38 protein-coding genes are annotated in these 22,100 nt (G+C 67.7%); 6 read left to right on the plus strand and 32 right to left on the minus strand.

What is annotated here, in order from left to right; genetic code table 11:
• Positions 1-4: 4 nt before the first annotated feature.
• From BLR04_RS31440 to BLR04_RS31450, 3 genes are read right to left on the minus strand one after another with little or no spacing between them, the layout of a single operon-like run.
• Positions 5-958, minus strand: coding sequence for a helix-turn-helix domain-containing protein (locus BLR04_RS31440; RefSeq protein WP_143022296.1), 954 nt, complete (start codon positions 956-958; stop codon positions 5-7).
• A 37-nt stretch (positions 959-995) separates the two neighbouring features.
• The gene (locus BLR04_RS31445) at positions 996-1,256 is read right to left on the minus strand and encodes a hypothetical protein (RefSeq protein ID WP_143022297.1); all 261 of its coding nucleotides are present in this window, start codon (positions 1,254-1,256) and stop codon (positions 996-998) included.
• Between the two features lie 3 nt (positions 1,257-1,259).
• Positions 1,260-1,520, minus strand: coding sequence for a hypothetical protein (locus BLR04_RS31450; protein WP_090772126.1), 261 nt, complete (start codon positions 1,518-1,520; stop codon positions 1,260-1,262).
• Between the two features lie 439 nt (positions 1,521-1,959).
• On the opposite strand from BLR04_RS31450, the gene BLR04_RS31455 reads away from it, so the two are divergent.
• A complete protein-coding gene (locus BLR04_RS31455) occupies positions 1,960-2,169 on the plus strand; it encodes a hypothetical protein (protein ID WP_090772128.1) in 210 nt (69 codons plus the stop codon).
• Here BLR04_RS31455 and BLR04_RS31460 read toward each other — a convergent pair.
• Positions 2,166-2,867 carry a GntR family transcriptional regulator gene (locus BLR04_RS31460; protein ID WP_143022298.1) on the minus strand — a complete coding sequence of 234 codons (702 nt, stop codon included), beginning with the start codon at positions 2,865-2,867 and terminating at the stop codon, positions 2,166-2,168. The two genes, BLR04_RS31455 and BLR04_RS31460, sit on opposite strands and share 4 nt — an antisense overlap.
• 38 nt (positions 2,868-2,905) lie before the next feature.
• Positions 2,906-3,382: a GntR family transcriptional regulator gene (locus tag BLR04_RS31465; RefSeq protein WP_245740746.1), complete on the minus strand. Its 477-nt coding sequence runs from the start codon at positions 3,380-3,382 to the stop codon at positions 2,906-2,908.
• Between the two features lie 131 nt (positions 3,383-3,513).
• Here BLR04_RS31465 and BLR04_RS40055 point away from each other — a divergent pair, with 131 nt between their 5' ends.
• Positions 3,514-3,846 (plus strand): hypothetical protein, encoded by a 333-nt coding sequence (locus BLR04_RS40055; protein ID WP_143022299.1) that lies wholly within the window; start codon positions 3,514-3,516, stop codon positions 3,844-3,846.
• Complete coding sequence (locus BLR04_RS31470) at positions 3,843-4,559, plus strand: hypothetical protein (protein WP_090772133.1); 717 nt, start codon at positions 3,843-3,845, stop codon at positions 4,557-4,559. The genes BLR04_RS40055 and BLR04_RS31470 overlap by 4 nt, the downstream gene beginning before the upstream one ends.
• A 122-nt stretch (positions 4,560-4,681) precedes the next feature.
• On the opposite strand, the gene BLR04_RS31475 is transcribed toward BLR04_RS31470, so the two are convergent.
• The 6 genes from BLR04_RS31475 to BLR04_RS31500 all read right to left on the minus strand — a co-directional run bounded on the left by BLR04_RS31475 (position 4,682) and on the right by BLR04_RS31500 (position 6,795).
• Positions 4,682-5,146: a hypothetical protein gene (locus BLR04_RS31475; RefSeq protein WP_090772135.1), complete on the minus strand. Its 465-nt coding sequence runs from the start codon at positions 5,144-5,146 to the stop codon at positions 4,682-4,684.
• Positions 5,143-5,562, minus strand: coding sequence for a DUF6292 family protein (locus BLR04_RS31480; protein ID WP_090772137.1), 420 nt, complete (start codon positions 5,560-5,562; stop codon positions 5,143-5,145). The genes BLR04_RS31475 and BLR04_RS31480 overlap by 4 nt, the downstream gene beginning before the upstream one ends.
• Entirely contained in the window at positions 5,559-5,885 is a 327-nt protein-coding gene (locus BLR04_RS31485) for a hypothetical protein (protein ID WP_090772139.1), read from the minus strand. The genes BLR04_RS31480 and BLR04_RS31485 overlap by 4 nt, the downstream gene beginning before the upstream one ends.
• 102 nt (positions 5,886-5,987) lie before the next feature.
• Positions 5,988-6,314 carry a hypothetical protein gene (locus tag BLR04_RS31490; RefSeq protein WP_090772142.1) on the minus strand — a complete coding sequence of 109 codons (327 nt, stop codon included), beginning with the start codon at positions 6,312-6,314 and terminating at the stop codon, positions 5,988-5,990.
• Entirely contained in the window at positions 6,311-6,574 is a 264-nt protein-coding gene (locus BLR04_RS31495; protein WP_090772144.1) for a hypothetical protein, read from the minus strand. The genes BLR04_RS31490 and BLR04_RS31495 overlap by 4 nt, the downstream gene beginning before the upstream one ends.
• Entirely contained in the window at positions 6,574-6,795 is a 222-nt protein-coding gene (locus BLR04_RS31500) for a hypothetical protein (protein WP_090772146.1), read from the minus strand. The genes BLR04_RS31495 and BLR04_RS31500 overlap by 1 nt, the downstream gene beginning before the upstream one ends.
• Positions 6,796-7,070: 275 nt before the next feature.
• Here BLR04_RS31500 and BLR04_RS31505 point away from each other — a divergent pair, with 275 nt between their 5' ends.
• The 3 genes from BLR04_RS31505 (at position 7,071) to BLR04_RS31515 (ending at position 9,684) form a co-directional block, all read left to right on the plus strand.
• Positions 7,071-7,910, plus strand: coding sequence for a hypothetical protein (locus BLR04_RS31505; protein ID WP_143022300.1), 840 nt, complete (start codon positions 7,071-7,073; stop codon positions 7,908-7,910).
• 287 nt (positions 7,911-8,197) lie between these two features.
• On the plus strand, positions 8,198-8,944 hold the full coding sequence (locus BLR04_RS31510; protein ID WP_245740748.1) for a ParA family protein: 747 nt from the start codon (positions 8,198-8,200) through the stop codon (positions 8,942-8,944).
• Entirely contained in the window at positions 8,941-9,684 is a 744-nt protein-coding gene (locus BLR04_RS31515; protein ID WP_143022301.1) for a hypothetical protein, read from the plus strand. The genes BLR04_RS31510 and BLR04_RS31515 overlap by 4 nt, the downstream gene beginning before the upstream one ends.
• A gap of 68 nt (positions 9,685-9,752) precedes the next feature.
• Here BLR04_RS31515 and BLR04_RS31520 read toward each other — a convergent pair whose 3' ends face one another.
• The 21 genes from BLR04_RS31520 to BLR04_RS31615 form a co-directional block, all read right to left on the minus strand.
• Complete coding sequence (locus BLR04_RS31520) at positions 9,753-10,106, minus strand: hypothetical protein (protein ID WP_090772153.1); 354 nt, start codon at positions 10,104-10,106, stop codon at positions 9,753-9,755.
• 6 nt (positions 10,107-10,112) lie between these two features.
• Positions 10,113-10,532, minus strand: coding sequence for a hypothetical protein (locus tag BLR04_RS31525; RefSeq protein WP_090772155.1), 420 nt, complete (start codon positions 10,530-10,532; stop codon positions 10,113-10,115).
• The gene (locus BLR04_RS31530) at positions 10,525-10,773 is read right to left on the minus strand and encodes a hypothetical protein (RefSeq protein ID WP_090772156.1); all 249 of its coding nucleotides are present in this window, start codon (positions 10,771-10,773) and stop codon (positions 10,525-10,527) included. Before BLR04_RS31530 ends, BLR04_RS31525 begins: the two co-directional genes overlap by 8 nt.
• Positions 10,774-10,864: 91 nt before the next feature.
• Positions 10,865-11,137 carry an HU family DNA-binding protein gene (locus BLR04_RS31535; RefSeq protein WP_176903377.1) on the minus strand — a complete coding sequence of 91 codons (273 nt, stop codon included), beginning with the start codon at positions 11,135-11,137 and terminating at the stop codon, positions 10,865-10,867.
• Positions 11,138-11,352: 215 nt separating this feature from the next.
• Positions 11,353-11,595, minus strand: a complete 243-nt coding sequence (locus BLR04_RS31540) for a helix-turn-helix domain-containing protein (protein WP_143022302.1) — start codon at positions 11,593-11,595, stop codon at positions 11,353-11,355.
• A gap of 35 nt (positions 11,596-11,630) precedes the next feature.
• Positions 11,631-12,077, minus strand: a complete 447-nt coding sequence (locus BLR04_RS31545) for a bifunctional [glutamate--ammonia ligase]-adenylyl-L-tyrosine phosphorylase/[glutamate--ammonia-ligase] adenylyltransferase (RefSeq protein WP_143022303.1) — start codon at positions 12,075-12,077, stop codon at positions 11,631-11,633.
• Positions 12,074-12,352, minus strand: coding sequence for a hypothetical protein (locus BLR04_RS40060; RefSeq protein ID WP_143022304.1), 279 nt, complete (start codon positions 12,350-12,352; stop codon positions 12,074-12,076). Before BLR04_RS40060 ends, BLR04_RS31545 begins: the two co-directional genes overlap by 4 nt.
• Before the next feature lie 10 nt (positions 12,353-12,362).
• Positions 12,363-13,100, minus strand: coding sequence for a hypothetical protein (locus tag BLR04_RS31550; protein WP_090772164.1), 738 nt, complete (start codon positions 13,098-13,100; stop codon positions 12,363-12,365).
• Positions 13,101-13,103: 3 nt separating this feature from the next.
• The gene (locus BLR04_RS31555) at positions 13,104-13,505 is read right to left on the minus strand and encodes a hypothetical protein (RefSeq protein ID WP_090772166.1); all 402 of its coding nucleotides are present in this window, start codon (positions 13,503-13,505) and stop codon (positions 13,104-13,106) included.
• A complete protein-coding gene (locus BLR04_RS31560; RefSeq protein ID WP_090772168.1) occupies positions 13,502-13,861 on the minus strand; it encodes a hypothetical protein in 360 nt (119 codons plus the stop codon). Before BLR04_RS31560 ends, BLR04_RS31555 begins: the two co-directional genes overlap by 4 nt.
• A gap of 19 nt (positions 13,862-13,880) precedes the next feature.
• Positions 13,881-14,480: a hypothetical protein gene (locus BLR04_RS31565; RefSeq protein WP_090772170.1), complete on the minus strand. Its 600-nt coding sequence runs from the start codon at positions 14,478-14,480 to the stop codon at positions 13,881-13,883.
• A 79-nt stretch (positions 14,481-14,559) separates the two neighbouring features.
• Positions 14,560-15,012, minus strand: coding sequence for a hypothetical protein (locus BLR04_RS31570; RefSeq protein WP_143022305.1), 453 nt, complete (start codon positions 15,010-15,012; stop codon positions 14,560-14,562).
• 34 nt (positions 15,013-15,046) lie between these two features.
• Positions 15,047-16,972, minus strand: a complete 1,926-nt coding sequence (locus BLR04_RS31575) for a DNA cytosine methyltransferase (RefSeq protein ID WP_090772174.1) — start codon at positions 16,970-16,972, stop codon at positions 15,047-15,049.
• Between the two features lie 77 nt (positions 16,973-17,049).
• Positions 17,050-18,702 carry a DUF3560 domain-containing protein gene (locus BLR04_RS31580; protein WP_090772177.1) on the minus strand — a complete coding sequence of 551 codons (1,653 nt, stop codon included), beginning with the start codon at positions 18,700-18,702 and terminating at the stop codon, positions 17,050-17,052.
• Entirely contained in the window at positions 18,699-19,349 is a 651-nt protein-coding gene (locus BLR04_RS31585; RefSeq protein WP_090772179.1) for a hypothetical protein, read from the minus strand. The genes BLR04_RS31580 and BLR04_RS31585 overlap by 4 nt, the downstream gene beginning before the upstream one ends.
• Positions 19,350-19,434: 85 nt before the next feature.
• The gene (locus BLR04_RS31590; RefSeq protein WP_090772181.1) at positions 19,435-19,851 is read right to left on the minus strand and encodes a hypothetical protein; all 417 of its coding nucleotides are present in this window, start codon (positions 19,849-19,851) and stop codon (positions 19,435-19,437) included.
• On the minus strand, positions 19,851-20,354 hold the full coding sequence (locus BLR04_RS31595) for a hypothetical protein (protein WP_090772183.1): 504 nt from the start codon (positions 20,352-20,354) through the stop codon (positions 19,851-19,853). Before BLR04_RS31595 ends, BLR04_RS31590 begins: the two co-directional genes overlap by 1 nt.
• Positions 20,351-20,767, minus strand: coding sequence for a hypothetical protein (locus tag BLR04_RS31600; RefSeq protein WP_143022306.1), 417 nt, complete (start codon positions 20,765-20,767; stop codon positions 20,351-20,353). The genes BLR04_RS31595 and BLR04_RS31600 overlap by 4 nt, the downstream gene beginning before the upstream one ends.
• Positions 20,764-21,399 carry a hypothetical protein gene (locus BLR04_RS31605; protein WP_090772187.1) on the minus strand — a complete coding sequence of 212 codons (636 nt, stop codon included), beginning with the start codon at positions 21,397-21,399 and terminating at the stop codon, positions 20,764-20,766. Before BLR04_RS31605 ends, BLR04_RS31600 begins: the two co-directional genes overlap by 4 nt.
• 201 nt (positions 21,400-21,600) lie before the next feature.
• Positions 21,601-21,741: a hypothetical protein gene (locus BLR04_RS40990; RefSeq protein ID WP_176903378.1), complete on the minus strand. Its 141-nt coding sequence runs from the start codon at positions 21,739-21,741 to the stop codon at positions 21,601-21,603.
• Complete coding sequence (locus tag BLR04_RS31615; RefSeq protein ID WP_090772191.1) at positions 21,738-22,022, minus strand: hypothetical protein; 285 nt, start codon at positions 22,020-22,022, stop codon at positions 21,738-21,740. Before BLR04_RS31615 ends, BLR04_RS40990 begins: the two co-directional genes overlap by 4 nt.
• Positions 22,023-22,100: the final 78 nt, after the last annotated feature.

Below are 22,100 nucleotides of genomic sequence, written 5' to 3' on the forward strand. Positions count from 1 at the left end.
GAGATCAGTTCAGCCAGTTACGCGCGGCATGGAAGATCAACGCTGGGCGGGAATCAACTTCCGCGAGGTCCCGCATCCGCTTGATCCGCCGCAGGATCGTCGACTTGGACACATCCATCAGCCGGGCCATCTGTTCGTCCGTCTGCCCTGCCACGATGTACTGCAGGATCGACATGTCGACCGGATCCAGCTCGGTGTGCTTATCGGCGGCGGCCAGGCGGGGATCGCGCAAGGGAACTGCCTCGTTCCAATGATGCTCGAACACTACGATCATGGATTCCAGCAATGACCCGCCACGGATGAGAAGCGTGGACATCTGATCCGGATATCCACGAGGCCACCTCGGCACCAACGCCTTCTCGCGGTCGGAGATGATCAGCTTGAACGGCAGACTCTTGGCCACCCTCACGTCTGTGCCCAGTGCCACCACGTTCCGCAGCCCGGACATGGCGTTCTCATCGTCCAGCACCGCCTGCTCGTAGATGAAGCGACGCTTCGGCCGGCGCACCGTGCCGTCCGGGTTGCGTCGCGCCGGGTCCCCCGGTGCATGCACCCTCGTAAGCGGGATGAACGGGTAAGTGGCGAACTGCATCACCTCTCGGTGTGCTCCGAGAGTGAGATCGTCGATCGCGGCCCCGACGCGCTGACGCGATTTGAGGACCTCCACGGGCGCGTTCGGGCCGTACTGAGTGTTCGCCTCGTACACCTCGCGCAGTTCTTCCGCCTGCAGCTTCAGACGCGCGAGGCTCACTTCCGCCTGTGCCACGACAGGCTGCAGAGCGAAGTCCGGGTGGCGCGCAGTGGCGGGTTCACCAACGACAAGTCCGACATCACGCAAGCGTTCGAGTGCGTACTCGGCGGGCAGACCGCCGAAACGTTCCAAAAGCTGCTGCGTCGACGTTGGGCCTTCCTCGATCAAGTAGATGTAGATCGAGGCCCCGGTGTCGCCGATCCCCATGGGCACGGCTTGATCTCCTTCGTTGCATCCCGGTTGGTTACAGCCGCGCCCGCGCTGGTTGGTGGAGCAGCGCGGCGGTGCTGCGTGCATGTTCCAGGCCGAAGCGGTAGGCCCGGCGCCAGGCCGCCACGGCGCGGTGGACCACGACCGCCAAGGTCGCGACTAGCACTGCTACGCCGGCCCACAGCAGGATGACCGCCCCGGTCATGCCGGAAAGGCCTGTTGCGATGGTGGCGGCGGCCACCGCGGCGGCCACCGAAGTGGCCGCCGCGGCGATGTACATGGTGAGCGTTTCCAAGATCTACCAGCCTCCGGCGTCGCTGTCGGCTGACGCCGAGACCTTGGTGGTGGTCACGGTGGTCGTCGACTCGGTGACGGTGCGGGTGATGGTCTTGCTGCCGTCAGGGTTGTAGACGGTCTGGATGGTCTCGGTCTTGGTGCGGGTGCCTGGCTTGGTGGTGCTGGTCGGCGTCGCGCTCGCCTCAGGGGTGGGCGGGTTGAGGGTGAGCTCCGCGGTGGGGGTGGGCTGCGCAGTGGCAGTCGCGCTTTCGGATGCGGACACGCTCGGCGAGGGAGAAGGGCTGACAGGGTCGGCCCAAGCAGAGGAAGAAGCGCTTACGGCGACGAGCAGAGCGGTGCCGGAGATAGCGAGGGCGGCGCGAAGACGCGTGATCATTGTCAAGAGCTGCTTTCAAAGCGAGATGGGTAGCGCGTAGGTGCGACACGGAAGCCGGATAGCGGTTTCCGCTTGGCTGGCATTACGCACCGTGCGCGTCGGAGCGATCCATGTAAATCCTTGAATGACGGGTATGTCCAGATGAACGGGTTGACACTTTAGACACATGACACTTTGTTGTCACCGTCAGACAAGCCGGAAAGGAACCGTCCGTAACGATCGGGCATCAGCGGCGGTTCAGCAGTACCCCGGTGTTTCGCACCTGACCATGACTGGCTAAGTTGACCACGGCCCTATCTGTGGGTTGACCCCCTAAGGAACGCACATGACACGCATCGCCGCGATCGCCATGAGCATTGTCTTCATCGTGGCGCTCATCGAGCACGCCCTAAAAGGCACTGCGCCCGCCATGCTCGTCGCCCTGGCCGCGCTCGCCATGGTGAGCGTCACCGCGACCGCGGCACTCGGCCGCCCCCGCCGCCTGGCCGGCCTCGCCTACCGCCGCGGCTATCAGGACGCCAGCCGGACGCCTTAGCTCTCCTCGCGTTCCTTGACGAAGGTGCCCTTCGCGGCCACCGTCACGACCAGGCCCTGCTCCTGCAGCAGGGCGATCGCGGCCCGCACCACCTTTCGGGACATCTGGAACTGCTCAGCCAGCGCCACCTCTCCCGGCAGGCAGTCGCCCGGCATGTAGCGGCCGTCGCGGATCTGCGCGGCGATCGCCTCGGCCAGCTTCTCGCCCTTCGTCGCCTCTCGACGAACTTGCGTTCCCTCAGGGCCGACGAAACGGCCGTGCCGACCGCGTGAGTGGATCAGACCCTCCTGGCGCAGCTCCCGCAGAGCCGCGCGGATCGCCGGCGAGGACAGCTTGTAGGTGGCCATCAGCTCTGGCTCCTTGGGCAGCTGATCTCCTGCCTTCAAGGTGCCCTTCGCGATGCCTTCGCGAATGTCGTGCAGCATCCGCCCGGTCGCTGACATCGGCGGCGTACAGCCTTTGGGATCGGTGACGAACGAGCCGGAGCCTTGCACGGTGACGATCAAGCCCTTCCGCCTCAGGCGCTCGAGACCAGATCGGACGGCCGCGCGGCCGACGCCATACGCGGCTTGCAGGTACGGCTCGGACGGTAGCTGGTCACCTGGACGGAGTCTGCCCGCCTCGATATCGGCCAGCACGCCAGTCGCGACGCGCTCCCCCGGCGTCATGGCGGGGGCCTCGTCGAGGGATGTGGTCACGCGACTACGGTACCCCCGACACCCGACAACAGGTACACCTATTGGGACGCGTTGGGTGGTTTTGGGTAGGTGCCCCGGCCCGGGACGGTGTAGACGACGTCCTGCTCGCGCAGAAGCCCGAGCGCCCGCCGCACCGTACCCTTGGCCACGCCGTACTCCTGGGAGAGCTGCGTCTCGGACGGCAGCGGTGTCTCCTCGCTGAACCGGCCGGCCCGGACCTTCGCGGCCAGGTCGTCGGCGATCGACTGGAACTGCCAGCCGGCGCGGGCCTCCCGCGGTGCATTTTGCGGCCCGACGAACGAGCCTTCCCCTCGCACGGTATAGATCAGGCCCGCCTCGCGCAGCTCCTTGATGGCTCTGCGGGCGGTGATCCGTGCGACGCCATACTGCGCCATCAGCTCCGACTCCGAAGGGACCAACGCGCCCGGGCCCAGCTCGCCGTCATCGATGCGCTTGCGGAGCGCATCGGCGAGCTGGTCGTAGAGCGGCCGCGGGCCGCGCGGGTTGAGCTGCACGTCACGGACGCTAGATGTCCTGGTACGTGCTCCCATCGGCGACTACATGTAGTTAGCAATTCTAATCCTTCTATTAAATCGTCTAGTACAAGCCCTAGACCGATAGGGACAGGTGCCATTACCGTGTGGATATGCCACCCAGAGACCACCACACCTCACGCATTCCGCCGGACAACACCGGGCTGCCTCAGGGCCTGGAGGAAGCCCTGGTTGTACTGGCTCACGACATCTGCGTCTGCGGAAAGCCGATCGTCCTCATGGGAAACGGCAAGTACCGCTCCACTGAGTGGCAACTCGCCGTTGACCGGTTGAAATGCCTCATCAACAGGTACCACCGGCCCGCCACGGAGGAAGACAAGGCCGCCCAGACAGCGCAGGTGCCCGCGCCCCATCAGTCGACGAGACGCATCCGGGTCACCGCACCCTGCAACCGTCCGACGCTTGGCGCGGGAGACTGGATGTGAGCGGCTACACCATCATTCCCCAGGTCATTGCCTACAGCGGCGAGATCGTCGACGACCCGATCATCTACGTACCGGACGACGGCACCGACCGAGGAGAGAGGCTCTCTTACCAGGACCCGAAGTCGTCCGACTACCTCAACGGTGTGCTGCGCGCCCGCGTGAAAACGAACCGGGCTGGTGTGGTCCGCATGCGCAAGCTGAACACCCGGCGGCAGTGGGCGTGCATGGATCACGGCATGTGCCAGGTGTGCGGCAAGTTCGCGCGCGATCCGCAGACGAAGCGCCTCTGGTGGCTGCTCGTGCCCCCGGTGTTCGAGCAGGTCGACGTCGACTCCGGCCGCACCAACGCGCCACCCATCTGCCAGACCTGCATCCCGTTCGCGCTGCGCGACTGCCCCATGCTGCTCAGGAACGTCACGTTGTGGTCGGTGGGCTGGACGGAGTCAGCCGGAGTGCTGGGCGACCTGTACCGGCCTAACGTCTGCGGCATCCCGCACCTGAAGCTCAAGAACGTGTTCGTCCCGTGGGACAACTTCCGCCGCCTGCCGGACACGCTCGCCACGAGCCAGGTCCTGCTGCTGAAGGACATGCGGCAGCACGACCTCCCCGAGCCGGCGCCACCGGACCCCGAACCGATCCATCCTGTGGGGGTGCCTGAGCTGGCGTGGCCACCACCTCGCACCCAGGACCGCGCTTCCCCGCACAGGTCCTGATGGGGTCCAGCCGCACGGTGCCCCGGTGGTGGCCACGCCACCCGGAAACGACGAAGGCCCTGATCCCAGATGGGATCAGGGCCTTCGCGATGAAGAACGGCCAACAGGCCAGTGATCAAAGCCTAGCCGATGGGCTTCGCGTTCGAGCGGGTCCGCGACAGAACGGGCATCGCGTCCCGCGTGACCTCGAACGCCGCCAGATACCCGCCGTCACTCTCGCTGATCAGCCCCACGCCGTAGTCGACGCCGCACGGCTGGCACCGTACCGAGAACTCCAGCCAAGCATCCGCCTTCAGGTGCGCCCACCGCGGGCAGCACGGCATCATCGACCACAGCATGCCGCCCCGCGCCAGCTCGGTGTACCGGTGGATGACGACTCCCTGGACCAGCTCGCGGTCCCCGATCGTCTTCGTCGGCCCGTACACGGTCGGCGTCGGGGCTTCGCTGGTCGACCAGGTCTTCGCGACGATCTCGTACCCGGCGCGTTCGATCGTGTCCTCCATCTGCCCGATCAACTGCTCGGGCTCCAGCGCGAGCTGGCCTGGGTCGCCCAGCAGCACGCGCAGGTCCTGCCGGTAGCCAGTCATGCCACCTCCAACGCCGTGGCGTAGTGCGCGAGATACGTCTCGAGCCCATCGTCGTCGCCGGCGCGGCGGAAGTCCGGGCCGATGAAGCTCGTCATGAGCTTCGCCCCGCCGAGGAGAGTGGCGACCAACTCGGCCAACTGCTCGGGCGTCGGGAGCACGCGGTCACCGAACCAGGTCATCTTGTCGACCACGTCGAACGGGCTCTCGCCAGGGACGCACCTGCTGTACGCCCAGCCGCGCTCCTCATCCCAGTAGAACAGCCGGTCGCCGGGCGCCTCGTTCGGGTCGCCGAGGTGCAGCACGCCCGCGCGTATCGGGTCGTTCGTGGTCTGGAGCCCGTTGATCTCGACGCCTCGGGCGATGACGGCGTTGCCGCACGCCTCCATGTACGGCTCGTGCAGGGTCTCGCCGATCACTGCTGTCCCTCCGGGCGGTAGGTGATTTCTTCGCGGATCTGCGGCTTCCACGCGTCGACGTCGACGGCCTCCAGGTCGGACAGGACGCGCGACAGCAGCTGCTCCCACTCCTCGACGCGGGCCCGCTGAGAGACGGGGATGGGGTAGGAGGACGGGCCGTTGAGCTGTCCACGCAGCATTTCGACGGCCGAGCCGATGCGCGACCGGCACGTCTTGACCTCCGTGCCAGCGTGTACCATCGCGCCCCACGGGCGGCGCCTCTCGTGGAACTCCCGCTGTCCTTCGCCCGGCTGCTGCTGCTCGGGCAGCTTGCCCTTAGCCACGGTTCTTCTCCTCCAGGTACTTGGCGAGGCTGTTCGCCCACTCTCGCGGGATCTGCGCGCGCGCCTCGGACAGCAGTCGGGCCGGGTCCAATCTGCTGGACATCACAGGCCTCCGTTCTGCTCGGCACGGAACTCTGCGGCGGCCGGCTCGCAGCACACCGGCTCACCGACGACCTGGCCCTCGTAGGCCTCGGGGTGCTCGGCGAGATCCGCCTCGGTGACGGTCTCCCAGTCGTATCCGCAGAATGAGCACACGGCGCGCTTGTCGAACTCGACCTTGACGCCGCGCACGTGGTCGACGTGGCGGTGTGTGGCGGCCGCAACCCTGTCGAGCAGGAGCAGAGTCGCAGCGTGGTCGCCGCGCGGGAGCACGTCTCGCAGGTCGGGCGTGATGACGAGACGGTAGTTGGAGTGGATCTCGCGTCTCATCGGCAGTGACCTTTCAAGGCGGCTTCCGCGCGCAGCCGCAGCAGCGCGTGGGCGATAGCGCCTACGGGGCCGCGGTGCTGGCCGCCCGCGTTGAAGTAGTCCTCGGCGGTTCGGCAGAGGAAGCGGAACTGCAGCTCGCCGTCGCTGTTGATGCACTGCTCACCATCGAGGGGCGGGCGCGCGGCCATCCTCTTCACAACGGGATCGAGCACGAGCTCGTCGACGGCGGACCGGTAGTGCGCGGGGGGCGGGGCGGTCATCAGTTTTCCTCCTGGTCGAGGGCCGCGCGCAGGGAGTGGACGAGCTTCTCGGCCTCGTCGAGGGCCATTTCGCTGAGGCTGCCGTCGAGGGTGCGGCCGCCGGGCAGCGGGTCGATGCAGATCGTGTTGCCGTCGTCGTGGCGGGAGACCGCGACCGGGCTTCCGGCGACGGTGTACTCGTACGGATCGCCGACCCGGCTCGCCGTGGCTCTGTGCTTCATACTGTCCCTTCCGAATGCGCTACCGCTTGCGCTTTCTATGCGTCTTCCGCTGCGTTCGCGTGTGCGTGTAGTCGGTGCTGTGGTGGTCGGAGAGCGCGCATCGCTCATCTCCGATGCTATCCGACCGTCAGACAGGTTTATACCGTTAGGGGACATCTCAGAGCCCCTCAAAACCGGACATAACGGAACATTTGAGACGCGACAAAGCAGCGGCCGAACCAATACGGTGAGACACAGCACCAACCCGCCCCGCCACCACCACCCGGAGCAGCACCATGCCCCGCAAGAAGTCCGACCCCAGAACGGTTGCGTTCGTCGAACCCGGAAAAGCGCAAGCGGAACCACAGGCACCTCGCAGGCCAATGCGCGTCCGGGAAGCCCAATGGACGAATCTCCACACCACCAGCGCCCGCCTCGACTCCACCACCGACGATCGGCTCACCGCCGCCGTGCAGCGCACCGGGCAAGGCCCGCAGGAGATCTGGGAAGACGCCATCAACTTCTTCTCCGATCGAACCGGCATCCCCGAGGAGATGCCGGCCACTGCGGACCTGAAGCTTCCAAGCCCCACGGAGTACCGCAAGGGCGGGCAGGACCTCCTCCAAACCACCGTTCGGCTCACCACCAACACCAGAGCGCGTCTCGCTGCCGCAGCGTCGCGCCTCGGCCTGGGCGGAGCCGAGACCATCATCGAGGCACTCAACGCCTGGTTCGACGAGCTGGGCATCCCCGGCGAATACGACCGTGACAAGGTGTTCCAGCGGCCCACCCTGTACTCCACCGCCGCCAAGCTCGACGAGGCGACGCGCGCGCGAGTGAAAGCCGCCGCCGAGCAGACAGGCCAAAGCATTCAAGGGGTGTGGGAGACCGCGATCAACGCGTACGCCGGCCGCCATGGTGCACCCAAGCAGATGCCGGAAGGTTCGGAGGTGGCGTTGCCGACACCGCGAACGAAGAAGCGAGGCGGAGATGACAAGCCGACGGCTGTCCGGTTGACGGAGAACACCCGGGCCCGCCTGGTCGCGGTGTGCAGTCGCCAGTCCAGGACTGGCAGCGACGTGATCGCCGACGCATTGACGGCGTACTGTGATCGTCTCGATATCCCTGCGCCCTGATCAGCACAGCTATGATCGTTCTCCTCAGGCACGATCGCCTGGGTTGCTCGAAAGGCCGCTCCCGTCCACCCGGGGCGGCCTTTCTGCGTGCTTGCAGCTGATCACCTCTCTAGGATGTCGAATGTGTCGCAGTTGTCGGCGACACCACCCCGCCACCACAGAGGAGAAGCATGCAACCCACCACCGTCGCCCCGCCTCCAACTGGCGACGAGCTTCCGCCGTGGCTCCGACCTCGCGTCCCGAATGGTTTCCGACCGCTCGACGCGCCCGCCCGGATGACCTGCGTCATGCAGAAGGGCGGCTCCGGCAAGTCCACCACCGCGGGCTGCATCGCCTGCGAGCTGGCGCTCATGGGATACCGCGTCCGCCTATGGGACGTCGACGCTCAGGGCGGCGGCGTCACCCACTGGTTCCAGCCAGCTCAGGCCGGCCAGGGCGAGCCGCTCAACCTGCTGCACCTGTTCAAGGGCGAAGCGACGGCCGACGAGGTCACCTACGCGACCCGCGTCCCGAACCTCTACATCGTCCCGTCATTCACGAGCCTCAAGCAGGTGGAGCTCGGCCCGCCTCCCGGCGTTGAGTACGTCATCGACCAGGCCATCAAGGAGACCACCGAGCCGATCGACGTTGAGATCATGGACTGCGGGCCCTCGCTCGGCCAGCTCACCATCGCGGCCCTGGTCGCCGCACCCAACGTCGTCGTTCCGTTCAAGGCCTCCGGGTTCGACCTCAACTCGCTGCGGGACCTGAACCGGACGCTGGCGCTGACGAAGAAGCGGCTGACGCCGGATCAGCGCATCCTCGCCGTGGTGTTGTCCGAGGTGCTGAAGTCGAACCTGACACGGGACGTGTTCGACGCCATGTGCAACGATTTCCCGGACGCGCTCGTCATGGGTGTCCGGCAGAGCGTGAAGGCGCGCGAGGCGACCTTGGAGTCGATCCGGCTGCCGCTGCACGAGTACGCGCCCGACGCCACGGTCCGCCAGGACTTCCAGTACCTGACCAGGATGCTCGTCGCTCCGAAGGCCGGGTGACGATGGCGGCCAAATTTACTGTCGCGTCGACGCAGCCTGAGACGGGTTCCAGCGTCCTGGACGAGCTGATCGGCGCGGTGCCGGCGCAGTCTCCGGCGCCCGCGGGAAACAAATTTGTTTCTCAGCTCGACGCCAACTCTCCGCTGGACGAGGTGGAGAGCCGTATCACGGCGGCCACGAACGAGTACGTGGTCGAGGTCGGCACGCTGCTCGGCCTGGTCCGCGACAACGAGATGTGGAGGAAGTCGGAGACGCCGTACACCTCATGGGAGGAGTACCTGCGCATCCGGTGGGACTGGACGCCGCAGTACGCCAACCTCCTGATCCGGCTCGTCCCTATCGTCCAGGCGGTCAGCCCGCACTCCGATCGGCCCGTCAACGCCGGGCAGGGCAAGGCGCTGTGGCCGATCTGGACGCAGGACGGCGGCCACGATAAGGCCGTCGAGGTTTTCAAGCAGACCCCCGGCAAGAAGTCGGCCGCGGCCATCACGCGTACCGCTGTGGCGCTGGGCTACATCGACGAGGAGACGAAGCCTCAGAAGGAGGCGAGAGCGGCCGCGCCGCCTGCGGTTCTGTCGCGGTTCCGTGAGTTCGCTGATCTGGTCAGCGAGGGCGATGGCAAGCACCTCATCGAGGCGGCCAAGGCCGACCCGGACTGGGGCAAGGGCGCGCTGCTCCCGACCCTTCGGCAGGCTGTGTGGATGCTGGAGTCAGAGTTCGGGGACCCCAGCGACGACTAACTGTCCCCGCCGACAACGAAGGGCGCCCGCCGTGCTGGCGGGCGCCCTTCGTGATGCGGGACGGCAGATCAGTTGTCTCGTCTTGCGTTGAGGTCAACCTCGACGCCGAGGTGCCCCACAGCATTGTGGTAGCGACTGGCCGCTTCCTGAGCTTCCTCCAGCGCTGACCGCAGCGACGCCACATGCACCATGGCAGCGCGCCGATGCGTCGCGGGGTCTGCCTCGTTGTCGGAGCGGAGGATCACCCGCTGGGGCAGCATTTCCAGTTCCTCAAACACCTGCTGGGAGAGCGACTTCAGCGCCGCCAGCGTCTCTCCGAAGTGGCTGCCGGCCGCGTACAGGTCGTCGACCGTCACGTCCTGGAGGTCCCTCGCGGCCTGGTGGAGGCGCTCTGCGCCAGCCTCAAAGTCGTCGATGCGCATGGGTTCCTACTCGTCTAGTTGAGACACCTGGACCACGACGAGGTGCCCCCATAAGGCTCTCGCCGTGGTCTCCCAGTGCGTGCCGTCCACCGTGAGGATGGGGCAGCCACGGAGAACAGCTTGGAGAGCAGTCTGGACGTCCCACAGGTCGCCCTCCATCTCCTTGCGCATGTGCGCCAGATCCACGCTGTCATCAAACACGGAGAGAGCGGCCAGACGAGTCGAGCCGAGCCGGCCGACGCCTCGCATGACGGCGAGCTGGTCGGCGGTGGCGGCTGTCTCCACGGTGGCGCCGGTGATGGCCAGGGCGGGGACGATCATGGGGATCTGGGACGCGTCCAGCTCTTGGAGGAGGGCGATCACGTCGGGATCGCCGCGGCTTACTTCGGCGAGCAGGAGCGCGTCGAGGACGTACCCGTCAGCCATTCAGCAGTTCCCGCGCCTTGGCCGCGCGGCGCTGTGCCCGGTGTGTGACGGCGGGGTCCTGGTGGGCGCGTTCAACGGCTTCCTGCCATGCGAGGTCGGCGCGGCGGTCCTCCTCCATCTGGTGCAGGGCTGCCTGGTTGAAGAAGCTGGAGACGGATCGGGCGCGCCCGGCTTGGACCTGCTGCTGGGCGTAGGCGTGGGCCGCCTCGTCCACGGTGATGGTGATCGGCTTGGTGCTCATATATTCATCATATATTCGGGGCGGCCGAATGTCCCGTGGAAAACAGAAGGGCGAGACCGCCCCCGCAGCCTCGCCCTCCCATCCCAGACCTCTACGACTTCGGGCCCGCCGCCACCACGCGCTTCCAGTCGGAGCCGGCCGAGAACCTTGGGACCCTCTTGGGCTTCGTCGTCATCGTCTCGCCCGTGGACGGCACCCGCACCGTGCGCGCGGCCGCTTCCACCGGCTTGACCGTGAACGCCCCCGTGAGCTGCACCGTGTCGCCAGCCGCGACGGCCCCCACGATGTAGTCGAGGATCTCGTTCAGCTTCTGCATCGTCACGCCCGTGGCCTTGGCCACGTCATCCTTGGTCCTCTTCGCCATCAGGTTTCTCCCGTCTCTCCATAGGTCTGGCGAAAGCGTAGCGGATTCTGCAAGCGGTAGCGCTGTCTGAATCAGCATTTCTAGTCGGGCAGGGACTGCCGGCGTGAGCGGTGCCGTGGCGATGGGCGGGGCTGGTTGTGAAGGAAGCACCGCGCACCTGGGGCTGCCTTGCTCCTGCAACAGCCGGTGCCGCGCGGCCGCGCCGCACACCTCGCTCACTCCTCCTCCGCCCGGTCCCGGTAGTACATGACGGTCTGGTGCGTCACCCCGAACCGCTCGGCCAGCTCGGTCAGCGTCGCTGTCCCGTCGGCCAGCGCCTGCTTGGTCTCAGCCGCGCGCTCGTCGGTGGCGCGGTCTCGAGGTCGGCCGCCCTTGCTGGGCGGTGGCGGCCCGGTGTCGGGCCGGCCCGCACGCTGCCAGCGCTCGTTGCAGGCTCGGCACAGGAGGCGCTTACGCACGTAGACGGGCTTCTTCGCGCAGCACGAGCACATGGTCATGGCCGGTGCTCCGGGGCGAGCCAGTACCACACCGTGAGGCGATTCTCGGTGCGGTAACCGCGGGAGTTGTAGGGCCGTTCTTCGGACACAATCAGGCCCTCTTCCTCCATCTTTCGCAGCGTCGGCTTCAACTTGGTCCCGTTGTACCCCGCGTCGCTACCGGGGTAGGCAACGCCCAGCACGCGCGCCAATTCCCCGGACGTAAACTCCGAATCCGGGTAGCGCTTAAGGTGCTCCAGCACCCTGGGCATGAGTTGCGGGTAGCGGTACTTGGAGCGTGGTCCTTCCAGGTCACGCAGGTACCGCCAGATCGTCCGATCGGTCACCTTCAGCCGAGCGGCGATGGCGTAGGGGTTCTCGCCCTGCGCGTGCAGGTCGCAGAACTGCTCGAACCGGCTTCGCTTGTGCACCCTCATCGTCTTCGGATCCACTGCGGGCGTCACGGCGCTACCTCCTTGATCATCGCGGCGGCCTTCAGCTGCGCGTCGTGCCACGTCAGGTGCTCGTGCTCGACGAGCGCGCTGATCAGCCGGTGCCATTCGATGGCGGCCGTCCAGGCGTAGAAGACGGTCATCATGTCTGCGCAGAGCGGCTCGACGAGCTCGTAGAACCACGTCTCCGATTCGGCGCAGGCGGCGAGGTAGCCGAGGTGGCTGTGTCGGCACCCGGTGCTCGAACGTCCGCATGGCGGGCAAATCGTACTGTCGAGTTGAGTCATGATCATCTCCCTAAAAGAGGGCCTCTTGCAGGCCAGGTGCGGCCACGTCGACCTCGAGCGGCGTCGGCCGCCGGGGCTGCGTGAGGAGGTACGACTGGTCACGGAAGTCCGCGATATCCGGCAGGCTGACCGGCTCCTGTCGCTCGACGTCGGCCCGCCAGCCGAGCACGTAGGGCAGCAGCTTGTCCGGGGCCTTAACGAGATACGTGCCGTCCACCGAGTCGCAGCCGATCGCCGCGGCGTACCGGTACCGCTTGAGGCTGCTGACGCGGCCCATGTGCACCCATTTGCCGATCTCGACTGCGTAGGCGGCGAGCGCTGCAGCGGCCCTGCTGAGCTTGAACGCGTCGGTCCCGGCGATGAACAGCACGTCGTAGTCGTCGTCGTGATCCCACGTGTCGAGGTCCATCAGGTCCTGGGCGGCCAGCGCCGCGGGGAACCCCGCATCCCGGATCCGGCGCAGCATGTCGCGGGACCGTCGCCAGGTGCCGGGATGGTTGAACGGCACGTCCGGCGCGACCACGAACCGGCACCACTGCCGCAGGTGGCGGAGCTTCCGCAGGAGGCGTAGGAACTCGTCGTCGCCGACGTACCGGCCGCTGAACGCGCCGTTGTCGATGCAGAACTCCCAGCCCTCCTCCAGCTTGTTGCCCTGCCGCGGCGTGCAGATGGCGCCGAGCCGGCCCGCGCGGATTTGTTCGCGGATCGGCTCGGTCGACGACGGCGTCATGTAGATCGGCGCCCGCATCGCTCACTCCGGCGTGGGGATGCGGCCGGCCTTGACGAGCAGATGGACGGCCATCAGGTAGACGGCGACGAAACACGAACAGTCGCTGAGCACGGTGCCGCCGCACCGCTCGTGGTCGCCGGTGTCGTCGTCGACGTGCTGCTCGTGCTCGTCGGCCGCTTCTCGGAAAACGGCCGCGAGCGGCTCGGCCAGGGTGGGGTCCGTCAGCGCCATCCATTCGGCGTCGCCGAAGCACTGGTAGGCGATGGCGACGTACGTGCCAGGGCTGTTCACGCTGTTGCCGTCCGGCCGCCACGGCGTCGAGCTGGTGACCGCCGCGGCGTCGAGCACCGCGGCGGCGGCCTCGCGCAGCAGCTCCCGATCCCTCAGGATGCGGGCCCTGATAGCGCGCTCGATACCGCTCATCGCGCACGCTCCTGCAGCCCGTTGTCCGCCAGCTCGTACGCCAGCAGCAGCAGGCCAGCGATCATCGGAGTGTGTCGTCGGGGCAGCGGCGGCTTGTCCTGGTCGCGGAGCACCCGCGCGTGAGCGATGGCGGCGGCCAGGCAGTCGTCGGGGTCGTCGTGGACGCCGCCGGCGAGCGACCAGTGCATGCGGCCGAGGTGGCCTGCGAGGTAGGCGTACCCCTGGTAGGCAACGCCGTCTTTGAACGGCCCGTGCGGGGACGACAGGATGATGATGGTGGGGGTGTCGTCGTCCGGCTCGGGCCGTGCCACGTAGTGCAGGCCGACGTCGACGGGGCGGCTGTGGTTCTTCTTCATGAGGGGATGTCTCCTGGGTCTAGTAGTCGCTGGGGTGCAGGTAGCGGGAGCCCGCGTAGCGGCCGGTCTCCTCGTCGAACTCGGCGAGCCGCTCGTGGTAGTCGCGGTCGACGTTCGTGATCGGGTACAGCCAGGCGTGGATGTGCGGGTTGAGCCGCACGGCGAGGACCTGGTCCAGCTCGCGGGTGTCGATGTGGGAGTGGCCCTGGTACTTGGTCGCCATCCAGAGGCGGCCGACGTCGATCAGCGCGTCGGCCAGCGCCCGTGTGGGGCTTCCCTCCGGGTAGTCGTCGATCAGCGCCGACAGGAACTTCTCCAGGTCCCCCAGCTGCGTGAACGGCTCGTAGGCGGAGAACGGCGGCCGGATCCGGTAGTGGCCCCATTCCACGTCCTCGGTCATCAGGCAGACGGTGTTGGTGCGGCGGGAGCCGGTGCCTTGGATGACGTAGCCGCGGCCGAGCCTCGTCGAGAACGGGGTGATGGCGCGCCGGTGGATGTTGTGCTCGCGACACAGCTCCATGAGCTGCTCTTTCGTGCCGTGGACGATGTTGTCGCCGTCGAGTTCGACGAGGTCGAGGGGGACGCGGGCGTAGGTGGGCAGCCATGCCGGTTGCTGCATCAGGGTCTCCTTGCGGGTGGGCCCCGCCCCGGCCGCCGGGGCGGGGTGAGGTTGCATGCGGTAGCGCTGGCGCTATCTGTCAGCTTTCACGGGCGGCCACGTACCACTGCGGCGCCCCCGGCTCGGGGATGCCGAGTGCGTCGAGCGCGGCTCGCAGCATTTGCGTGGCAGCGGGCTCGTGCTCGACGAGCTCGGCTACGGTGATGCGCTGGGCGGGGGATCGTTCGGACGCGTCTGTGCGGTACGACACCACGAGCCAGCGTTCGGCTCCTTCGCTTCCGTAGTCGACCAGGTGGACGCCCCACAGGTCGTCGGCGAACCCGCGGTCGAGGCCGTCCATCGCCGGGGTTTCGCCCTTGAGGGTGATGAGGTGGGCGGCGGCCTGCTCACCGAACCCGATGTTGTGGGGGTCGGCGGGGTCGTACCAGTCCACGGCGGGGTGGCCGCTGGCGGTTGTGGGGATCTTCCAGCCGAGCGGAGCGCCGGGCCCGCCGAGGTCGTAGCCGAAGACGAGCATTCCGGTGGCGGTCATGAGTAGTGCCTTTCTGCCAGCGGTTGCGCTGGCGCTATGCGGTAAGGGCGTAGTCGTGGGCGAACCGGTCGAACTCGACGTTGAGGATCGCCTCGATGACAGCACACGCGAGGATCTCGGCCATGGGCGGAGGTACCGCGTTGCCGATCAGCTTGACCTTGTCGCGCGCGGTGTCGGCGACGAACCGGTAGTCGTCGCGGAACGACTGGGCACGCTGCAGTTCCTTGAGCTTGAGCATCCGGAACTTGATGGACTGCACGTCGATCTGGCCGTCCGGGGTGAGCAGCGCCCATCGGTCGCGAGTCGGAACCGTTCCCAACGGCTCGTTCACGCCCTGCACGCGGCCGTTGCCGTAGTACGCCATCAGCAGCGTCTCGGGCATGGGCAGGCCGGGCGGAGCGGTGACGAGCGACTGGTGCCCGGTCGTGGTGACCGTGCGCATGTGCTCGCTGGTCGGCGTGACGTGCTCGCGCCCGTCTCCCTTGGAGCCGTTGTTGCGCATCAGGAGCGAAGGCGGAGGCGACCAGCCGGGAGGGACGCCGAGCCCGTGATGGAAGCCGCCGGCCGTGACCGCATGCGCGGGGTCCTCGAACGCGGGCCTCGACCTGAACTCGTCTCCACCGCCACGGAACGGGAACATCAGCGGCAGCATCCCGTCCTTCATGTCGGGGTCGCTGGCCAGCGCGTGGTTGGAGCCGTCCGAGACGAGGGTGGCCAGCGGGTCCGTGGTCGGGTTGGTGTTCCGCGCCCGGTCCGACCGCATCAGGGACAGGAACGCCGGGAACGCGCCGAGCTGCGAGTCAGGGTTGAACGCGATGGCGTCTTCCAGCCGAGTCGTGCTGGTTCGTTTCGGCATGCTGGTCGGCCGGGCCTTCTTGCCGTCGCGCCCTTCGCACGGCACGACAAGCGCGTTGGCCTCGCGCGTGGTGAGCGCGGAGATCGGCTCGTCCACTCCTCTGGGGCCGTCGTTCCACGTGCCGCCCGCGGGAGTGATGAACGGCTTGATCCAGTGCTCTTCGACGCCAGCACGGATACGGGCGATCGTCTTCGGCGCCAGGCCCTCAGGCTTCTGCTTCGTCTTCTTCCTGGAGCCGATCGGCGTGCCGAGGTCGGTCCAGTCCACCGCGTAGGCGGCGGGGAGCACCGGAGGTTCGATGATCTGCCCCTGGCAGGACACCTCGGGACACACCCACACGTACTGGCCGTGCTTGATGCCGTAGACGCCCATGTCCACGCCGTGGCGCTTCCACGCCCTGACGGCCTGCACCCATCCTCCGTGGCTGGGACAGAAGGCGTACGGGTCGAACCACTTGGAGTAGTTCGGGGTACGGCCCACGGACTCGTGGACGGCCGAGACGAGCATCCGGTCGCGGGACTGCGGGGTGGGCAGCGTGGTCCGGCCTTGTACGTGCGCGGCGTTGACGGCGTGGATCTGGACGATGTACCCGAGCTTCCGCAGCTCGCGGATCCACCGGTCCCAGTGCGCCCACAGGCGCGCTTGGACCACGTTCTCGACGCCGAAGCCCAGCACCGGCTTGCCGTGCTTCTCCTGGCAGTGGCGCAGGTAGGTGACGACCTCCTCCATCAGGGCGCGACTTCGGATGCGGGTCTTCTGGTGCTCGTCGAGGTCGTCCAGGTCGTCGGCCCAGAGGGCCATCTGGTTCTCTTTGTCGAAGTACCGCGTCTCGCCCGAGGCCGTACTGAACGCCGGACACGCCGGAGATGCCCAGAAAAAGCTGGCGTAGGGGAACTTCTCGATGGCGTCGGCCGCCTGGACGTCGCCGAGCCAGAAGTCGACGTCGGGGTGGTTCGCGACGTACGTCCACTTCGCCGTCTTCGCGTGGTTGGCGGCGAACTTCAGCTTGGTGCCGGGGACGGCCGCGATTCCGGTTCCGGAGCCGCCGCCACCTGCGAACATCTCGACAACGTCGATGTCGTCGGGGAAAAGCCGGTTAAGCACAGATTCTCCGTAGGTAGTGAAGGGAACGGCCCCGCCTCGTGGGGAGGCGGGGCCGTGAGTGGGGGTATGGCGGCGCTCTACTCCTCGGCCGGGATGACCACGAGCACCGTGCTCACGTTGGTCCCGGCCGATGCGAACGCGTCGTCGGGCAGTTGCGTGATGCTGCCACCGCGGGCCTCGACCAGCTCGCGGAACTCCTTGGCGACGTTGGCGACATGGTGGGCGACGCCGTTACTCATGACGGCGACCAGCCGACCGCCAGGCTTGAGGAACCGGAGCGCGTGCGTGACGTGCCGGATGTCCTGGCCTTTCGAGAACGGCGGGTTCATGACGACCCGGTCGAACCGGTACGGGTAGTTGTCCGGCTCGACCTGGAGGAAGTCACCCGAAGTCACGTCGGCAACGGCATCCATGTCCAGCAGGTCTGGCGCGAACGGCGCGTACAGCTCCACGCAGTGGACCGCGAGAGCGCCCGCCAGGGCGGCCGCCTTCACGAGCGCGCCCCGCCCTGCTGACGGTTCGAGGACCGTCATGCCGGGACGGATCTCGGCCGCCTCGATCACCCGCTCGACCACCATGGGCGTGGAGAAGAACGTCTCCAGGCCGCGCGGAACCTCCAGGGCCGCCGTCTCGATCTTCGCCGCGAGCTCGGCCACGTCCAACCTCGGCGCCTGGACCGTGCGCCGCGCAGGCGCCGGAGGCGGGGGCGGGGCGGGGCTGTCGGACTTGGGCTTGGCGGCCGGGAAGATGGTGTCCTCGTGCGGGCACTCGACGGCGCGGATCTCGGTGAACTTCACCTTGTCCGGCCACGAGTACCCGGACTCGACACTCACCGTCACCTTGTTGACCTTCACCACGGTGCGAGGCTGCAGTCCCCAGTAGCGGACGACGTCGCCGACGTGCACGTTGTGCTTGCCCCACTCGACGTACTGACCCGCCTCCACCGCGGCGTCCAGCTGCGCACGGTCGTACTGGAGCTGGTTCTCCAACTGGGCCTTGCGGGCGAGCAGCCGTTCTCGGTAGTCGCCGGTGGCGGGCTTGTGGACCTCGATGTAGTACGGCTCGCCCGCGTGGTCGAGATGCCTGCGCTCGTGGCCGTCCAACGCCTTCTGAATCTTGCGCAGCTCGGCCTCGGCCGTCTTGATGCGGCGAGCCGTCACGGCCGGGGTCGCGGAGCGACGCATCTGCGAGCCGACCGCGCTGGCGCGGCGGGCCACCTCGTGCGCCGCCTTGTCCTCGTCGACGCTCTTGCGCATCGCGGCGTGCATCTTCTCCCGGTCCCGACGTGCGCCCGGCTCCGAGTGGTGGCCGACGAGGATGGGCTGACCGCCCGCGAACCGTTCGCTGAGCTGCGACGCCCGCTCGTGAGCGGAGGCCGCCGCGCCGGCGTGGCGTTCGACCTTCCGCTCCAGCGCGTCGCGGCGGTCTTCCAGCCGGTCGGCCTTGTCCTCCAGGACCTGGGCGCGGTCGCGAAATTCGTCGTCGATCTCGACGGTGACGTCGAACCCGGCAGCGCGCAGCGCCTCAGCCGCCTGGTTGATGCGGTAGCGGTCGGCCACCTGATCGCGGCTGCTGCGGATACCAATACAGGGCAGGCCCTGCCTGGCCATGCTGGGGAAATAGGCGAATCGGCCGTTCTCCCACTTCTTGACGATGTCGAGCACCCCGTCGCCCTTGACGGTCCCGTACACGAGGGTGCCGTCCTCATGGTTGTGCTTAATCGTGATCACTGCTCGGAGTCCTCGCCCTCGCCGTCGACGTCGGCCGGGAAAAACCCGATGTCGTCCTTCAGCACCCGGTCGAGCAGTTCGCGGACCTCGTCGCGAGTCGGCGCGGGACCGCGCACCACCTCGTAGACAGCGCAGGTCTCCGGGCAGCGCAGGCCCACGTGGGTGCCGCAGTGGTCGCAGGGCCGGTTCTTCGGCACGGTGTCGCGCACGTCGAACACCCGCTCCGACGTGAACCCGCTCCACTCGCCCGCGTCGACCTCTTCGGTCTGGCCGGTCTCCTTGTTCTCGAACTCCTCGACCTTCTTGCCGCCGCGGCGGCGGGCGATGACCCGCATCGGCTCGGCGGTCTTCAGGACGGCGCGGTCCTCCTTCGCCCAGAAGAACGCGGAGTTCACCCGCGTCGCGTTCGGGTTCTGGGCGAGCATGGCCAGCGCGTTGCGCAGCGTGCGGTGGCCCTGCACACGGGCCGCGTACTCGCGGAACGCGTCGATCAGGTCCGGCCGCTGCGAAAGCGCCCGGGCGCCCATCACGACCGCGTCGCTGACGATCTTCTTGTCAGCGTCCTTGCTTTCGCGCCACACCTGCTTCTCGGCCTCGGTCCAGCTGGCGCGAGGACGGGTGCGGCGGCGTCGACTCTTGAGAGTCATTCGGGTTCCTTTTCTCGATGCGCAAGCGGCACCGCTGGCGCTTTGTGCGTCAGCGGTGCCGGTGGTGGTTGCGGGGTTTGCGGAGTTACGGGTACGAGAGCTCGTAGCCGTCCGGCAGGGACACGCGCCGGGAGCACTGCTCGCACTCGAAGCCGTCGTTCTCGAAGCAGCTGTCGCCGAGTGCAACGCTGATGACGCCCGGCCTGATGATGGTCAGCTCGTTGGACCGGGTGGCCACGTCGAGCTCGACGATCTCGTCGGTGGCGCTGCAGTCGGCGTAGGGGCAGACGAGCTTGCCGTCCAGAACGAGCACGGCGGGCTCGTCGTCCTGGTCGTCCGCCGTCCCGGACAGTGGGGCCTCGCAGCACTTGGACACGATCGTCGCCCGCGAGTCGCCGCGGGTGATGATGCGCGAGTTGGTGCCGCACGAGGGGCAGATGCGCCGTTCGACGTCAGGCAGCTCGTAGTCCTCGTCGCCGAAGGTGAGGTCGTTGTCCGTCATCACGCCTGCCCTTCCGGGAGCATCGGGAGGCCGTACCGCTTGTCGGGCGGGCCGAGGATCACGGTGATGCCGAGCGCCTTGGCGCGGTCGAGCGCGGCCTGCCCGTCAGCGGCCCACTCACGGACCTGCCACCGGCCGCCGCTCTGGTTGACCAGCGCATACTCGCCGAACTCCACGTCCCGGTCGCCGTGGCGGCCGTGCGCGATCGGGCCCATCGGCCGGTACCGCTTGCCGCCGTCCGGGAGGACAACGTGGTGGCCAGCGTGCGGCAGGCACCGGTCACAGCCGAGCGTGCCAGCGGTGTAGGAGCACAGGTCACCGTAGGTGCCGGTGTCCTCCCGCGTGACGGGATGCTCCTGCAGCAGCGGGCAGCCCGCGATGTGCATCCACTCGCGGCCCTCGCCGCGGGCCGTCATCACGTACGGGTGACGTCCGTTCGGGTCCTGGTACGGGGCGCTGTTGAGCATCGCCACGGAGAACTTGATCGGCTTCATGGTGGTCATGCGACGGCCCTTCGGAGGTGCTGCGCGGACGTGACATACGGGTTGGCGCGCTCCTCGCCCTCGACGTACGAGACGACCAGCCGGACGGGGCACGCCCGGCTGGTGAGCGCGGTCGGCGTCTCGACGTACATGTCGACGACCTGGCCGACCCGATCGCCGACCTTCACCGGGTCGCCGACACGGAACTCGGTCATCTGGTCGCGTCGGCCGCGCACGTGCGTCGTGATGTCGCGGCGGTTCAGGTGCCGCCAGCCGGCCGATCCGGGAACGCGGACGACGGCCTTGACCGGCGCTGTCCCGTCGAACAGGACGCGGATGGTCCAGCCGTCGCGCTCCAGGACGAGCGCCTGGCCGTCCCTAGCGACGGTCCAGTGCCCGAGGTTGGCACGGGCCATTAACGTCTGCGGGTTCATACCTGCTCCTCCTTGGTGGGTTGGGTGATGGTCATCTGCGTCGACCGGGCGTGACGGCCGACCGGCTGTTCGGGGTGGACGGCCAACTCGACCACGGCCACGCCGCGCATCTCGCTGCGCTCGACGTACCGCGCGATCCGCATCCCCGGCGCGTCCGGGTGCGGCTCGCCCAGCTCGATGAACTGCCACCGGACGCCGGTCGTCGCGTACCGTATGTGCACCTCGGCGCCAGGCTGCAGCTCCCACCAGGCGGTGGGGTCGTCCGGCATGGGGTCGGTGCGCCAGTCGGTGGTGTCGCGGGGGGTGTAGAAGTCGCCCCACAGGGCTTCGATCTCGGCGTCGACCAGCGCGAGCAGCTGCGGCCGCGCGGTCTGCCGGATGTCGCGGTCGGCTTGGTCCTCGATGCGGCGAGCGATGTCGAGCTCGCGCTTGGCCTCGTCGTACCGCTTCTCGGCGCGCTGGCGCCGCTCGGCGGTGCCGTGGAAGCCGTTTCGCGTGTGGTCGCGCTTCTGCGCCTCCCGAAGGCTGGTCTCGGCGTCCTCCAGCTGGCGCTGCGGGTACCGCATGCCGCGCGACAGTAAAAGGAAGGCGTCGAGGTACTGGTCGCCGGTGGCGACGAGCTGGTCACGCATTCGTGGTCTCCCGTTCGGGTGATGTGGTCAGGTCAGTGGTGTAGCCAGGGATCAGTTCGGCGTCTTCGAGGCAGAGCGGGTACCGCTGCCCGTCGATGATCACAGCAGTGGTGATCTCCTCGACGGAGCAGCCGACTGCTTTGCATGGGCCGTGCTCGTCTGGGCTGAGCCGGTCCCACGCGATGCCCTCGGCCGTCCCGGTCACAGGCCCGGGTCGGCGTCGGAGATGCCGTCGTCGACCCATTCGCTGGGGTCCTGCATGAGGACGCAGTCGGGGTCGCAGTCCTGGCCCGCGGCGGCCTTGCACTTTGGGCATGGCTCGTTGGTGGAGTACAGGTTCACAGGACTCCGGCCTCCTCCAGCCGCGCGTACGCGGCCGTCCGGTCAGCGTTCAATTCCCGCGGGGTGGCGACCTTCCTGCAGAAGCGGCACCGCTGGTGTCCCTCGGGCACGTCCGGCCGGTCGCCGTGGCCGGCCACGACGCCGTGTAGGCAGATGCCCATCTCGTCGCACGCGGCGTACAGGGCGTCGCCCGCGGCGTCCATGTCGGCCTGCTCCAGGTCAGCGTCCATGCGGGCGGACTCGATCGCTTCGGCGTCGGCGCCGAAGTCGTCGTCGAACATGGTGATCTCCCGTTGCTCTCTACGTGTACGGGTACGGGTGCGTTAGGGTGGTGGAAGCACCTAGTGGCCGACTCTCTT

Source organism: Nonomuraea maritima, from assembly GCF_900100395.1.
In the GTDB taxonomy this organism is placed as follows: domain Bacteria; phylum Actinomycetota; class Actinomycetes; order Streptosporangiales; family Streptosporangiaceae; genus Nonomuraea; species Nonomuraea maritima.